Source organism: Caballeronia sp. GAFFF2, from assembly GCF_023631485.1.
Lineage (GTDB): Bacteria > Pseudomonadota > Gammaproteobacteria > Burkholderiales > Burkholderiaceae > Caballeronia.
Genome location: NZ_JALQDA010000048.1, coordinates 1 through 14,183 on the forward strand (window position 1 = coordinate 1; position 14,183 = coordinate 14,183).

General features: G+C 56.7%; 9 protein-coding genes. 4 read left to right on the forward strand and 5 right to left on the reverse strand.

The genetic code is table 11. The features are described from left to right. Positions 1-1,146 precede the first annotated feature (1,146 nt). Positions 1,147-1,542, reverse strand: coding sequence for a hypothetical protein (locus tag NCT04_RS31840; RefSeq protein ID WP_244832075.1), 396 nt, complete (start codon positions 1,540-1,542; stop codon positions 1,147-1,149). Between the two features lie 66 nt (positions 1,543-1,608). Continuing rightward, positions 1,609-2,100: a hypothetical protein gene (locus tag NCT04_RS31845; protein ID WP_244832074.1), complete on the reverse strand. Its 492-nt coding sequence runs from the start codon at positions 2,098-2,100 to the stop codon at positions 1,609-1,611. Between the two features lie 281 nt (positions 2,101-2,381). On the opposite strand from NCT04_RS31845, the gene NCT04_RS31850 reads away from it, so the two are divergent. Further along, positions 2,382-2,846, forward strand: a complete 465-nt coding sequence (locus NCT04_RS31850; protein WP_250469830.1) for a hypothetical protein — start codon at positions 2,382-2,384, stop codon at positions 2,844-2,846. Between the two features lie 413 nt (positions 2,847-3,259). Here the strand turns inward: NCT04_RS31850 and NCT04_RS31855 are convergent, their stop codons facing one another. Then, entirely contained in the window at positions 3,260-5,239 is a 1,980-nt protein-coding gene (locus NCT04_RS31855; protein WP_250469831.1) for a site-specific integrase, read from the reverse strand. 683 nt (positions 5,240-5,922) lie between these two features. Between NCT04_RS31855 and NCT04_RS31860 the strand changes: the two genes are divergently transcribed. From NCT04_RS31860 to NCT04_RS31875, 3 genes are all read left to right on the forward strand, one after another. Further along, positions 5,923-7,647, forward strand: coding sequence for a site-specific integrase (locus NCT04_RS31860; RefSeq protein ID WP_250469832.1), 1,725 nt, complete (start codon positions 5,923-5,925; stop codon positions 7,645-7,647). 228 nt (positions 7,648-7,875) lie between these two features. Continuing rightward, positions 7,876-8,691 (forward strand): H-NS family nucleoid-associated regulatory protein, encoded by an 816-nt coding sequence (locus tag NCT04_RS34545; RefSeq protein WP_284509483.1) that lies wholly within the window; start codon positions 7,876-7,878, stop codon positions 8,689-8,691. A gap of 1,730 nt (positions 8,692-10,421) precedes the next feature. Beyond that, the gene (locus tag NCT04_RS31875; RefSeq protein WP_250469833.1) at positions 10,422-10,856 is read left to right on the forward strand and encodes a hypothetical protein; all 435 of its coding nucleotides are present in this window, start codon (positions 10,422-10,424) and stop codon (positions 10,854-10,856) included. Positions 10,857-11,619: 763 nt separating this feature from the next. Here the strand turns inward: NCT04_RS31875 and NCT04_RS31880 are convergent. Together NCT04_RS31880 and NCT04_RS31885 are read right to left on the reverse strand one after the other, a co-directional pair. Then, the gene (locus tag NCT04_RS31880) at positions 11,620-12,447 is read right to left on the reverse strand and encodes a hypothetical protein (protein ID WP_250469834.1); all 828 of its coding nucleotides are present in this window, start codon (positions 12,445-12,447) and stop codon (positions 11,620-11,622) included. Positions 12,448-12,473: 26 nt separating this feature from the next. Next, positions 12,474-13,361: a hypothetical protein gene (locus NCT04_RS31885; RefSeq protein ID WP_250469835.1), complete on the reverse strand. Its 888-nt coding sequence runs from the start codon at positions 13,359-13,361 to the stop codon at positions 12,474-12,476. Positions 13,362-14,183: the final 822 nt, after the last annotated feature.

The following is a 14,183-nucleotide window of genomic DNA, read 5'->3' on the forward strand; positions in this document are numbered from 1 at the left end:
TTCCTTGTCTTGCCTTCGCTTTCCATGCTTCAAATCTCCCGTTACAGCCAAGATCCGAAGTCTCCTACATTTCCGGGGCGGTTCAACAATCAACACCGCGCATTAATGCTGCGGCCTCTGCCAAGCGCGAGGTGCGTCGTGCAACGATATCCGCCTGAGCTCGGTCGACGCTAGCGGCGATGGCTAATAGCGCGGCTGGGCTTCGTCCAATGGGTTCGCCAATCGACTTTCGCAGGCCTTGTCCACCATGCTCACACCTCGCTCTAAAGCTGTGCGATATTCGTGATCGATATTGGCTTGGGTCGGGATAGAGATAGTGGGCCAAAGATGCCCGTCAAAGCCAATTATCTGAAGCAGCACAGCGGATCGGTTGCCGGCAGTGGCTGGTTGTTGTGTAATGAGTAAGCGATGAAGCCGGTAACGAATTTCCAATTTCAGTCTCTGTTCGCGAGCGTAAACCGCATGGATGCCGTGCGACCGACTATCGTGATCCGCATTCCCACGCATCAAGCAGTACACGAATCGAACAGACCGTCGCACCGGTTGCCCGTACGATACGTAAAGCGAAGGCGTTTGGATGCGACTCCGGCGAAATAGCGAACTCTCAAGATACGTCGTCTGGTATTGTCGCGCCGCTACTCCGCCTTGACGCAAATCCAAGTTAGTCTGGCAGCGCTTCGCGAATGAAAATCGACTGAACGACATCTGCCAGCAAGTCCCATGCAGCCAAGGCCGCGAAATTTTCATCCGCTCAGAAGTGAATCTCTTACCAAAACCACGCTGGAACCGGAAATGACTCGAGAACCTTCGAGCCGAAGTCGATAATCGGCGCCGAGATCATGCAGTCGTTGGTGACGTTCGCCGTCACGGGAAACGAGAACGACGGGTAAAACCGGCAGCGCGAGACAGTCGAGAAACGTTCTGGTGATCGGCAGCGTTTGATAGCCGACGTGCGCCGTGCTACCGTACGTTGCGCCGAGACTGCCCGCCCGCACTGGCCAGGTCACGAAGCGCAGACGTCCCTCAGTCGATCGAAGGAGGCCGCCCCTGTGTCAACTCGCGCATCCAAGCCGGCCAGCGCTTGTCGCGGGAGTGCACCCGGCCGAAAAGCTCAATCTCAAGCTCAACAGAGGCGATATGGACGGTTTAGTCAAGATATCTCGGCGCGGTGACGGGGCCAAACATCTCGTGACCATTCTTGCGCGTTGCCCCGATCGCCCGCTGAGCTGCGACCCTTCCGCTTTCGCCAAGCTCGAACGATTTGCGCAACGCGTCCCGCGTCGCTGCTGACTCGGGCAGGTGGTGCTCCCTCACGACATTTCGGTAATAGGTGGCCCAAGGAGACGCTTGCAAGAAGGCGGCGACTTCCACCGAGCAGAAACCCTCGGCCAACATAGCGCGCGCCGCGCGCCGCTCCGGGTTGCTTAGGAAAAACCGCTGCGCGGCCACGTCTTGCACAAACTCCTGAAACTCGGCCTCCACCTGCCCGCGTTTTCCAAGTTCGTCGCCCGCTCCGCCACATTCGTCCATTTGCTTGTTCACTCTCGGTTTCGCTCGTTCAGTTTCCGCAAGCGTCGCGCTCTAACGCCTAAAACGTATCGTTTTCGCTCAATCGCCAGGATCTAACTGGGATCGCGGCAGCAGCGTGTCTAGCAGGTCCTGCATCCTCGCTCCGTGATCGAGCTTTGCCTCAAGCCATTCATTGGCCTCCACGATCACGCCCATACGAACCTGCAACAGCTGGCGGTGATGCTCATTAAGCGCGCGGCCGATCGAAGCGAAAACCGCTGGCGCAACCTGCCAGTTATTATCGAGGCAGCCCCGCTCGATCGCTTCTGCCAGTCCCGTGGCCGCCTCGGCTAGCGTTTCCTTGGCCAACGAACCAAACCCCAACTGGGCAACGCGAGCGGCCACGACCGTGGCGTGCGCGAGCGCTAGGACGGCTTCGGGGTCAGCGTCCCCCGCGCGCACGCGATCGAGCGAAGTCCATGAGCGAAGCGATATATGATTGGCGGTCGCCTCGCTCACAGGCAAGAACATGGCCTTGTTGTTGCGGGCGCGCTGGCCAAGCCCTCGCTTAAATTTGTTTTGCTGGGTCATGACTGGGAAACGGCTCGGAATTCGGAAACAGGGGCATATTCGCATGCTGTGCGTTCGCAAATGTCTTTTTGATTTAGGGTCCCATCGTCCAGCGTTGAACTCGCAAGCGTGTGGCGGACAAAAAAACGCCCGCGGGGCGGGACTCTTTGTCGTTAGCGAAGACCCGAGCGTCGGCACGGCGCAAGCGTGTACGATTGCAAGAGGAGACCAATTTGAGATCCGTAATGCCACCGCGACTTAGACGGCTTCGATGGCCACGATGGACGATGGTGCACCGTGCGATGAATCCCTTCGACCACCTCTTCGAGGGGGCAGGCGACTTGCGCCCCGCAAGCACTTCAGATCCCCACTCGGCATTCGTTTCGGACGAGGCGCGCGCGCTGCGCGGCGCGCTGAACGTCTTTGACGTTTGGTCGAAACGCATTTTAATGGTGTGCGAGCTGCACCTGCGTGCTGAAAATGACGAAGCGGCTGCGGATCGCGCGACTCCATCACTGTCAACCAACCATTGGTTGCTGCCAATGCTGTTTTCGGAACTTGAGCGGCAAGCAACTGGCGCAAGCCGGCGGACCCTTCGAGCGCTGCAAAACGTCAAAGTGGCCAAATCGAACGTCGCGCCATTCCTGAACCCGGCACAACGAGCCGAACAGCATGCGCGGGCGTTCGGCGACGCAACAGCGCGGTTGCAAGAGGCGTGCGAGCGCTTCCATGACGCGCTCACCGAAGACGTCAATCGCCGGTCCTGAATCCGTCGATGCCTCTGTCGAGGCTTGTTATTTTTGCCATTGAGGTAATCTAGTTTGGCTAACGGCAAAAACGTCAAAGCGGTTGTTTGATTGAAGCTAATCCGGTCGTCAAATGCCGCTACGGCGACGCAATGTCCCCTTTCTGCTGGCCTATTTGGCTTCCTGAATACAAGTGCAGTTTTTCACCCCTGTCAAACGAAATGGATAGACCGGGCCACGTTTTATAGCCATCTGCCCATTCTTGCATGTCTTCGCAGCGAACCAACTTCCTGTTTTCTAGCTTACAGAAATCTCATTGTCCAAGCGCGCCGGCGGCGTATCGGCGAGCTGATAACGCCCGAACTCTTTTCGGCGACATGACGCCGTTCCTCAAGCAACATCTTTTATAACCCTCCGCGTTCGAGCTTAGGGCACTAAGAGTCGTCGTCTGCGTAATACCGCGCGGCAGCCTCAAGCATGCGCCGCTTTTCCGCCTTGACGTAGATCGAGGTCGTCTGCAGCGATGCGTGACCAAGGATCGACTGCACAACATCGGTGGGCATATCCCGCGCGACGGCGCGCGTGCCGAAGGTATGGCGAAACGCATGTGCCGAGGTGTTGACCAGTTGCACCAGGTCCTCGGTGCTCATCTCGCTTAGCGACGCGGGGTCGGCTCTAAGCTCAACCACCAGTCGGCGGACAGCCATGCGTACCAGCCGCCCGAGCGCGTCCGGCGTGTAGGCCACATCGTCGTCAGTGGCATGCCGATTCTGTGCAGTGTTGGTTTCCGGAATCCAAAGTGGCGCGATCAGCGGCCCGTGCGCCTGACTATCGAAATTGCGATCGCGGTCGGCCCAATGAGCGCGCAGCGCATCAAGCGTGGCGCTGCTCACCGGCACGGTGCGTTGCTTGCGCCGCTTCCCGACGATCGTCAGGGTCCAGACGGATCGCGCACGCGCGCCAGACGCCTCCCCCGATGGTTGTCGCGCGGACGTCGACAAGTCGCTTCTGACGTCAGAAGGCCGAAGGTCTTCACGCCTCGCCCGAGCGGCTTCTACTCGACGTAACCCCGAGTCACCCATCAAAAGAATGGCCGCTCGCGCAGCCCGCCATTGAGGCGCCGCCTCTTGCTGCTCACGCGCCCGCGCCTGCTTGGCTAAACGTTCCGACGACTGTCCCGTCGCCGCCGGTGTCGAAGATGCCGAGGCCACACAACGGGCGTCGAGGAGCCTTCGTACGCGCGTCCAAAGATCGGCCGGTAAGGCGCGATGAACCTGCACCGCTGTCTCGCGAATGACCGTCGCCGGTTCATGCACCGCGCTCCAAGGATTGCCGGCGAGATAGCGCACCTCGACGAGCCAGGCGAACGCCGCGTGGATCACGCGCACCGCATACGCCTGACTGTCGTCCGACAGTCCATCGGGCGCAAAGGGGCGCCAACGGCCGCTCGTGCGCGGACGCTTCGGCCCAGTAAAGCTCGCGATCGGCGCCTTCAGAAAGTCCTTGTATGTCTCGCAGTCTTCGACGAGCAGTGAGGACAGCGGCTTTTGTTGAACGACCACGCTCCACAAAATCAGCCGTTCGAGCTCCCGTGTATAGGCACGCAGGGTCACCGGACGATCGCGATACCGGTGCAGGTAGGCGTGCACGGCGGCCAGATCGTGCTCGGCACGAATGAAGGCGAAGCTGCCCGCACGGTTGATGCCTCGATGGAGTCCATCACCGCCCGATAACTCAGCCGGCACGGCAAGCTGCTCGAACGGCGCCAGACGCGGCACGGCCGGATCGCCGCCCACCACGATGGCGACCGGCTCGCCCGCTGCGCGAAAGGTGACGTCAAGTGGCCTCGCATCGACGTCGTCGGCGACGCGTGCACCAAGGCTTCGCTCATGGCGATGCAGCCATGCCACCAGGGTCGCCGCGCGCAGCGGTCCGATGCGCGGCACGGATCGCCACCAGCTGCCGCCACGGGCATTGCAGTACTTAATCAGGGCGCCCAGCGTGGTGATCCCCTCGCCGATCAAGCGTCGTGCAATCAGCGGCCGGAACCACAACTCGACCGGATGGCCCAACGACGGCGAGGCGGCCGCCATGGTCGACGCCTGCTCGATCATGCGCAGCGTCATGGCCGTAAGCCGCGCGCTGCCGTGCTGCTTGATCGAGGCTTTCAGGTGATCGGCGAGCACCGATGAGCCATGTTTGAGCGCCAGGCTTACCAGGTCATCGCGCATCTGGCGCAGGTAGCGCTCGGTGGTCTCAGGGCTCGCCGCTTGGGGCGCGCGTTCGACATCGTAGTAAAGCCGCGCGATGGTGGCCGCCGGCACGCGCTGCACGAACGCGCGCAGCGCCGTGAAGTCGGTGCGGGTGTAGGTACGCGGCGTGGGCAGCGTCAATTGTTGGGGTTGATTGGCCATCGATCTGTCGCGCGCGTGCTCCCGCAGGTGCTCACCTCATCCATCAAGCGCTGGCTTTCATGTCCGTAGCGTTGCGGGTCGGACTCCACCACTTCGCCGGAACGTCTCAACCTCCGATTCGTCGAAAACCCGCCTTTGCCCCGTGCCAATGGGTTTTAGGCGAGGCGTAAATGGCGCTACCCTCCATTTTACCCATTAAAACCTTCACTGCTAATAATAATTAGCAGTCCAACATTCCAACGTATAGGCGTTGGTAAGCTGAAACTCGCCACGCTCTAACCAGCCCGCTTAGTTACATCGGACGATCGTCGGCCCTAACGATCGCCCCGTACGCGCGGGGACTCGAGCAGAACAGATGACAGCCATAAATTTATTAGAATCCTGAGTAGCCAAAGCGGTGACGGCATATGGATCATATTCGGCGCGAATCATCTACATTAAAAGTCAAGTCGCAAGGACAGTGTGCGTACTTTCGGTCGTTTGGCCTAGCTTGGCCATGCTGAGAAAGCGCACTCCTTGCCTCCTAGCTTGTTTCAGACTTCGCGTGCTGCGTCGCCGGCGTCTTGGTCGGCGACACGCGCACGCACAATCCTCCGCGAAGTTCGTTTGATCGCTCAGGAACACGGCTATTTAGATAACTACCCTTATCCTAATAGCCGCGTTTTTGCTCTAAACTCGCGTTCATGAAAACGCGTCTACGATCGTCGGTCTCGGCCGCAGCCTCCCCCGCCGACACCGCCCGACCCGACCAGCTCGATCTGCCTGAATTCCCGACCGCGGACGAACTCGCAGCACTGCGCGCGTGGACCGCCGGCCTCGCCTCGCGTGAAGCCGTCCAACGCTTCCTGCCGAACGAACTCGCGAAATCAGCGCGCGGCGTGATCGGGCGCATTCGCCGGCAGTTGATCTGTCGTGCAGAACAGGTTAAACGCGCCGATCTTGCAGACGTGCTGCGTCACCCGGTCGCCGCGCGCGAGCGGCAAGCGCAAGCCGTGTCGCAGGCGATCGAAGTCCTCCGGCACGCGCAAGCACCGACGCCTAGCATCGTCGACCCCGTCGAGTACTGGTTCTCGCCTCGCACCGTGCGCGCGCTGCACGCGTACGGCATCGCCACCCTCGCTGACTTAACCGTGCGCATTCCGCGTCGGCGTCAGTGGTGGACCGTCATTCCCGACCTAGGCGCGGCGAGCGCGAAGGCCATCGAAGCATTCTTTGCCGCCTATCCTTCCCTGACCGAGCGGGCGCGCGCGTTGATCCTGTCGGAACCGCGTGGCATCGTTGTACCGTGGGAGTCGCTGAAATTGCCGCATGAAGTCGATGGGTCGGCGGGCACCTTCCGGGCACCGGCCGCCACCTGCACGCTCGACGCCAGCAACGACTACGACGCCATTCACGCCTGGCTCTCACTTCACGAGTCGCCCGCGACCCGGCGCACGTATCGAAAAGAAGCCGAGCGCCTGATCCTGTGGGCGATCGTGGAGCGCGGTCGCGCGTTGTCGTCGCTCACGACAGAAGATGCAGTGGCGTACCGCGCGTTCCTGCGCCGGCCGACTCCGCACGCGCGGTGGGTGGGGCCGCTGCGCCCACGCCATTCACCCGATTGGCGTCCTTTCGCGGGCCCGTTGTCGGCACGATCGACGGCACACGCGATTTCCATTCTGAATGCGCTGTTCCGGTGGCTGATCGACCAACGTTACGTGTTGGCGAACCCGTTCTCGGGCGTCAAAGTTCGCGGGGCGACGGCGGCTTTGCTCGATGCGTCGCGCGCGTTCACAGAGGGAGAATGGCAGTTGATCCGGACGATCGCCGATGGGCTGGAATATTCGTATGGCTGGTCCGCACCGGCGGCGCACCGGCTGCGGTTTTTGCTCGACTTCGGCGTGGCGACGGGCCTACGGGCGGGCGAACTCGTGGGGACCACGCTGCGGCAGTTCGAGACCGATCCGACCGGCCTGTACTGGCTTCGGGTCACCGGCAAAGGGCACAAGATCGGAAAAGTGGCGTTGCCGCCACTGGCCTGGAACGCGCTGACAACTTATTTACTTTCCCGACAACTGCCCGTTTCCCGGGAGCGTTGGAATCTCAGAACGCCGTTGATCGGCCATCTGGACTCAGACCCGAATCAGGCGATTAGCAGCGTGCGGCTGTGGGCGGTGATGGAGCGGTTTTTTAAGCAAGTTGCGCAAGCGCTCGAAGTCGATCATCCGCCGCTCGCCGATAAGTTGCGCACGGCGACCCCTCACTGGATGCGACATTCCCACGCTTCCTTGGCACTGTCCAATGGCGCGGAACTGACGACCGTCCGGGATAACCTCCGGCATGCGTCCATTGCCACCACCTCGATTTATCTTCATTCAGATGACGTGAAGCGAGCACGGCAACTGAATGATGTATTCGGCGCAAGATAGCCGGGCGAAAAGTCGATCACGACCACGCGGCCTTAAAAGAAGAACGTCACATGCTTATGGGCGAAACGTCTTTCCTAAGATTAAGCATTCGTTAGGCATTGTTTGGGCCTATTCCGCCCTGCTTCTCCTGAGAACTCATTCGATTCCGACACTTGTGTCGATGAGAGTGACATGTCTTTTGTAGGTCTGGTGTGGCATAGTGCGACGATGACCAACTAGGGAAAGTCGATGGCTACGCTCAAAGCACTACAAGACAAAATCGCCAAGCTTCAGGCTCAGGCCGAAGCGATTGCGAAGAAAGAGTCGTCGGCAGTTTTTGGAAAGTTTCATGAATTGATGCAGAAGCATGGTCTGACGCCGGACGATATCGCTGCTCATTTCCGTCAGCCGGCTACGGGTCGTAAGTCATTGGCGACAACTCAATCCGCAATGTCAAGCGCGGCCAAATACGTCGATCCGAAGACTGGAGCGACTTGGACTGGGCATGGACGCGCGCCCGGTTGGATCGCTAATGCGAAGGATCGCAACAAGTTTCTCGCCAGTGCAAGCACTGCTCCGGTGGCAGTCGCTGAGAAGAAGCCGAAGGCGGGCAATTACGCACGCGGGCCGCAAGCTCCCAAGTATCGAGATCCGAAGAGCGGCGCAACCTGGAGCGGTCGAGGTCCTGCGCCGGCCTGGATAGCAGCGGCCAAGGATCGAACGAAATTTCTGATCGAAAAGCCAGAGCCTGCATCAGCGAAATCTGAGTCGGCACCTGCCACCAAGGCGGCTAAGAAGGTTGCGGTGAAGAATGCGGCGAGGAAAACTACATCCAAGACGGCGACACTGAATAAAAGGCCCATCGTCAAATCAGCAAAGAAGGCAGTGAGCAAAACATCCTCGGCTGGAAAGCACGCCGCGCCTGCGACGAAGAAGGCGGCTGCTAAAAAGGCCACTGTGAGGAAAGCGCCGATGAAACGCGTGGCCACGAAAAAGTCGGCGGTAGTCGAAGCACTCACTCCTGCGGTTGAACCGAATGTCACAAGCGAGGTGGCCTCGGCGTAAGGGGCGACGGGAAATTGTCGTTCTGGTCGAAAAGCGGGGACTCAAATGAGCGCCCGCTTTTCAGCGGCGATGAATGCACGAGGCCTACATTTAGTCGTTTTTGGATTAACCGCTATTTTTGCACCGATTAAAGGAAGACCGCATCCTGACGCAGTTGAATCGTCAACAAAGCACGCTCGCGGTCCTGTGATGTTCATCGGGCGCTGATTCGCGTGGCGTGCAGCATGAGTCTGCTCTTAGACGCGTTACGTGACGCAGGACTCTGAGTAGTACAGGGTCAGACGGTTAGTTGCATCGGGGTCCACTTGCAAACGGCTTTTCGCCTTTAGCTGAGAAAACTCTAATGCCTTCTTGTCGGCGCGATGAGGCGAAGGCCAATGTCAAGCAATGACTCATCGCCCCTGAAGTCATTCAGAAGTCGTGCACCTTCTGGAGTTTTTTACCTGTACGCCATCCCCGACGCCCATGTCGGTCGACGGGTTATCGGCCTTTGCCATCATTCGAACATCGGCTTTGGTCAGGCGGCTGACCGCCGCTTTCCGGCCATTCGCACGTCAGCCGGCCTCGAATGGTCGGTACGCCGTCCGCCAATGCGAACTCGCGACCCCACAAGACACGATGGACGTTCCGACTTTCAACCGTCGTAACAGGCGAAATCCGGACATGCAGGACTTTTGGACTAAAATCTGCTTTACTGCTTTACTGCCAGTCCGTGAAGAATTTAGTCGCGCCGACATGTGGCGGGGTAAGGTGCTCAATCCCCCCACTTGTTCAAGCAGACAGCCGCAAACGCATGGTCCCAAGGATCGTCCGGTTCGATTCCATAAGTCTGGCCGTTGACTTCCGCCCACCTGTACGAAATCGAATGGCTGTAACGAGAACCAGACCGTAGTGTGCGCAATGTGTGGTCGTGGCAGTAGAAGGAAGTCTGCTCGGTTAAATTCATGATTTGCCCGTCCGTTGACGACGCTGTTTCCTCCCACCAGATTGTAACTTTTTGGCCGTTTTTACAATTCTTTCTTGATCAACAACAATCCGATATTTGCGAATGATGCGATTCTGGCTGGCTATCCGTATCTGTATTTCTACCCGGCCAGTCCCCAACTTCTTCGGGAACAATTCGCCTGTCAGACGAAATGCTACGCACGACACGAGAAGCAAGAAAAGCAACAAAAGCAGCATTCTTCGCATACTTACCACAGCGCCATCGTCCGGTCCCAATTATATTCGTACTACTCACCGGTCCCACCATCACGTCTTTGACGGACAAGCTCGAAGCTTTGAGTCGCCCATCAGACAAAAGCCACCGAATACGCCCGATCGGCCGCTCCGCAAGCCAGTTGGATCAGAGTCCATTTTCTTTAGGGTATTCATCAGCAGGGCGGACTACAGGCACGAAGTACACAACCGTGAATAAGGAACTTCATTGAACTTGTTCACCTACTAGGCATGCGATACTTTTGCTGAAGACTTTTCGTGGCTGACTGCGACGCCGTCGGCGTGCAATTCTGCCTTTTGGTCGGGATCCGCAGGTTGCACCATCCACGCTTGTGCGTCCCGCCACAATCTGCCGGTCGCGAGCTGCGATATTCGTAACAAATATCTTGGTGAGCGATCGGCCCGAAGTACCGTTAGCTAAAATAATGGAAGCCCTGCTCCTTTCCTCCTATTTCGCTCCGCTCGTCCCGCTAATAACCCGGTCCATCCTGTGCATGCGATGGCGTAGGTTGATGAGCACCGATATTCCCGAGGCCGCCCAAGAGCGAGACGTTCACCGTGGATTTATACTCTCATTAGCAGGCTTTAGTTTCACTGCGGTGGCGGGACTAGCAGTTCTCGACAGCCCAACTCGCGTCAGCTTGCAGCTTCCTACTTGGTACGTTCTTGCGAGCTTCGTATCTCTACTTAGTTCTCTCAACCTCCAATCGTACAAGGTCACTCGATGGCAAAACCAAATGGCTACCGCGTTGTTAGAAGTCGGCACCCTGTCATTGATGCTGGCAGTCGTGGCATTGCTTTTTACTGCAAGCTTTGGAAGAGTCTTCCAATTGTCGGCGGGCACAATTACGCTTAGCTTATGGTTTATCGATCACCTTGTGCGGCTGTCGCTTGACAGTAGATACCTTTCCGAACTTCATTCCAAGACGATAAAGGTGAAACCGTGATTAGAAAAAAAGTCAGAAAGGTGGCGGTCAAGAAAGGCAGGGTTAGAGTGGTCGCCGGTGGCTTTATACGATCAAAGAAAGCTTTTGCCAGAAAGGGGAAGCGCGCTACTGGGACATACATCGGGGCGTATCTTTTTTGTAGAACCCACCGTTTGCGGTACCCGCGAGGCGAGTCGTGCCCTCGATGCCCCTAAGAAGGTCCAGGAGTTGGATGTGGTGGTATGGTCTGGGTTCCGAGTGCTAGTCAATAGCTTAAAGGGGGCGAGACTGTGCCTAATTTCGTGACAGCGTGCTGTCGTTGCAGAGTATCGCGATTTCCTTACCGCTTAGTTTGCAGCCACGATTGTCGGGCAAAACGGGGAAATCGAGGCGCCGTCGGTCTCCGACCTGGCGTCAAAGGACAATCGATCGATTGCTCGCCGTTTGAGACCAGATCCTCGAGACAAGCAGCTGCTAGCGGGCGCAAGGGTAGTCATCGGCGCTTTGAGAATCGGGCGCGTTTCCGAGTAATGCAGCAGCTCGAATGACCGCTCGCTGGCTTGACTGAGCGACGGGAGATGGCCGATCGGGTCAGTTCGCCCGCGACCTTACTAGCGCTCCAATTTGCAATATCCGAAGTGGCCGACTGACCAGTTTTGAGAAAGCCATCTGGCAGAATTGGATCGGGTTCCGCCGATGACCGAAGAGCAAGGGTCGGCGAGCAGCGGACACACGACTTTCCTTCCAAAATTACACATCACAAGCACAAGCAATATCGGCGCTCTTACCGATAGGGAAGGTTGTTGCAACCTGTAAACTGACAAAAGAGCTGAGATGAAAGAGTTTGCTGGAAGGGATAGCCAAGCAATATTGCATAATCGGGGTCAGGAGTATTGGCAAATGCCCTGAACCAAATTAAATACTTAACCCAGGGAAGATTTGTCTGCGTAAGATTGATTGTATGGAGCATCGCCTGCTGGGATGCGGGGGCGTTGGGCGTCGTATAGCCGTCTTCGGATAGCAAGACCGGAATATTTTCATCACCATAGTTCGTCAGGGAATCATGCACTGCTTCATTGGTAGCAACCCAAGTGCTCATAGTCGCGTCTTGACCAATGTAAGGATGCCAATTTGCGCCATCAAAATAATCCCGCTTGTTCGTGGACAAAGACGTGTTTAAAGCGATAGCTTGATAGAGGTCGCTAATGTATTTCGCGATGCCCCGCAAACTTGGATCGTTCGTTGCGTTGTCGTCAGCGGTAACTGGGGCGGCAGCGGGCATGAACACTGTGGCGCTTGGATTTCCTGCTTTAACGCCCCGATAGCCCCAATACATGAGGTCGAGGGAAATTTTGATTCGGTCGTTATAGCTAAAATGACTTTTTCCGCAAGAACCTGCCCCACTTTGGATTGGCTTTAATACATCCAACCCGTTCAACTCGTTTCCAATCTCCCAATATGTAATAGCCGGGAATGTATTGGCTTGTGCTTTCCATGTAGCCTGCCAGCTTAGCACGAATGTAGCGTACGGCGAGCCAGTGGCTGGACACGGGATACCAGATCCAGATGGATCGTTTGATCCAGTCATCCATGCAGGGAAGAAGTTGTCCATACCTACGAGAGTCACGCCGGATTGTACTAAGCGATCAACGGCGTGTTGATAAAGCGCAAGATTGGCGCTCGCGGGTTGAACCCCCCTGACGAAATGCCGCTGAACTCTTGAAAATTGAGCATCCACATTCGTACCACACGCGGGTGAAGAGAAAGAATGCCATCTATTTGGTCATCTAAATTCCAATTATTTACAATAGTATTTGAAACAAATGGCTCACCGATGCCAAGCGAGCCATCACCTGCTTTGGTTGTTGACGCATTTGTCGCGATTCCACAATAAAAAAGTGAATAATCAATATTAAGTGTCCCATAAACAATGTACCGTGTGTAACCTTGTGGACACGTATAGTTGCTATTCGTAAACGGATTAGGATAAGGTGAATGCCCATCGCCGGTCATTCCACCAAAAGTCATTGTGGTACCACCAGGACTGTGCGCGCGGTAACAGAAAAATAACGCATTGTCGATATTTGGGGTGCCTAAGACTTGGCTGTGTGAGTAACCAACTGGACAGGTATCGGTGGAGGTGAAGGGATTTACGTAGACGTTGTAACCCTTCCATGGCACGGCCCCCAACGTGGTGCTCGAAGAATATCCGTACATCCCGCCGAAGTCGAAAAGGGTTTCTACTCCATTAACGTGCGGACGTCCACACCAAAATGCAGGCCAATCAACGTTTGCGGTTCCAAGAACCTGATAAGACGTGTAACCAGTCGGGCAGGAAGGTGCGTTGGTTGATGGATTATTAAAAAAATTTCCAGGTGGCGGCCCACTCATACCGTACATTCCGCCAAAATCCAACTGCTGAGCGCGCACGTCAGCACTAGCTCCGAAAAGATAAATCAAAACAAGCAATATAGTTGCGTTTAGGTTCACCATTGTCAAACACAATTTTCGGCGAAAATGAATCATTAACTCTTCTCCGAGGCTTCACCTTTGGGCCGGTGATTGTTAGGAAAGCAGCGATTGGCAAACCGTGATCGGGTCGTCCTCACATATCATGCTACGGTACAAATTATACGAAGGCAATTTATGTTGGGAGTCCGGGTATCCGTGTCATAAACGGGAGTACTAAGTTGAGACAACAGGCTGTCGGGCAAATCAGCCATTCGGTCAGGACTCTGCTGTTCTTTCGTCGGGTTCAATACCAGCACCATGTACACCATTCCGGACGCAATGTGGAGGTCCGCTGCTGTGGGCACATTGTCTATATCAAACGCGACAATGAGCTGGGAAGCATACGAGAACGAACGCTAGTGCGCGATGGGCGATCCGGACTTTGAAGATGCCATCAATGTTGGATCAATGCTCAAGAGGGCTAAAGCAAGTTGGCAAGCAAACTCGACTTGCCGTACGAATTCTTCAGCGAGGAGCCGATCCATAATCGCTCGTTCTTACTGGTAGGGATGATGAAGTCGATTGCATCCATAGAGAACCATCACTTTTTGCAGGGGCGAACTTGTCTGCCAGTGGAGCCGATCGTCTGCTCATGGCCGATTCGTGAGGTCGCCGACGGCTGGTCTAGGGTCCTCCGATTCGCAAAGTCTGGATTTGACCGAATGACCGCTTCGGGTCTATTTCGTTGAAAAACCCGGTTATCGCCCATGGGCGCGCATGTCTGGGCGTGCAATCGACGCGCTCAGGGCTCTTCCGAACGTGCCGCATCTGGGCGTTGCTCTGCGATGCATTTCAAGCGGCCGCTGCCGCCGTTTCTTCCTGCTTTGGCATCAACCA

Excerpts from the sequence above, each read along its gene's own strand:
- NCT04_RS31845 (WP_244832074.1), bottom strand. The coding sequence starts at position 2,100 with ATGACCCAGCAAAACAAATTTAAGCGAGGGCTTGGCCAGCGCGCCCGC.
- NCT04_RS31850 (WP_250469830.1), top strand. The coding sequence starts at position 2,382 with ATGAATCCCTTCGACCACCTCTTCGAGGGGGCAGGCGACTTGCGCCCC.
- NCT04_RS31855 (WP_250469831.1), bottom strand. The coding sequence starts at position 5,239 with ATGGCCAATCAACCCCAACAATTGACGCTGCCCACGCCGCGTACCTAC.
- NCT04_RS31860 (WP_250469832.1), top strand. The coding sequence starts at position 5,923 with ATGAAAACGCGTCTACGATCGTCGGTCTCGGCCGCAGCCTCCCCCGCC.
- NCT04_RS34545 (WP_284509483.1), top strand. The coding sequence starts at position 7,876 with ATGGCTACGCTCAAAGCACTACAAGACAAAATCGCCAAGCTTCAGGCT.
- NCT04_RS31875 (WP_250469833.1), top strand. The coding sequence starts at position 10,422 with ATGAGCACCGATATTCCCGAGGCCGCCCAAGAGCGAGACGTTCACCGT.
- NCT04_RS31880 (WP_250469834.1), bottom strand. The coding sequence starts at position 12,447 with ATGGACAACTTCTTCCCTGCATGGATGACTGGATCAAACGATCCATCT.
- NCT04_RS31885 (WP_250469835.1), bottom strand. The coding sequence starts at position 13,361 with ATGATTCATTTTCGCCGAAAATTGTGTTTGACAATGGTGAACCTAAAC.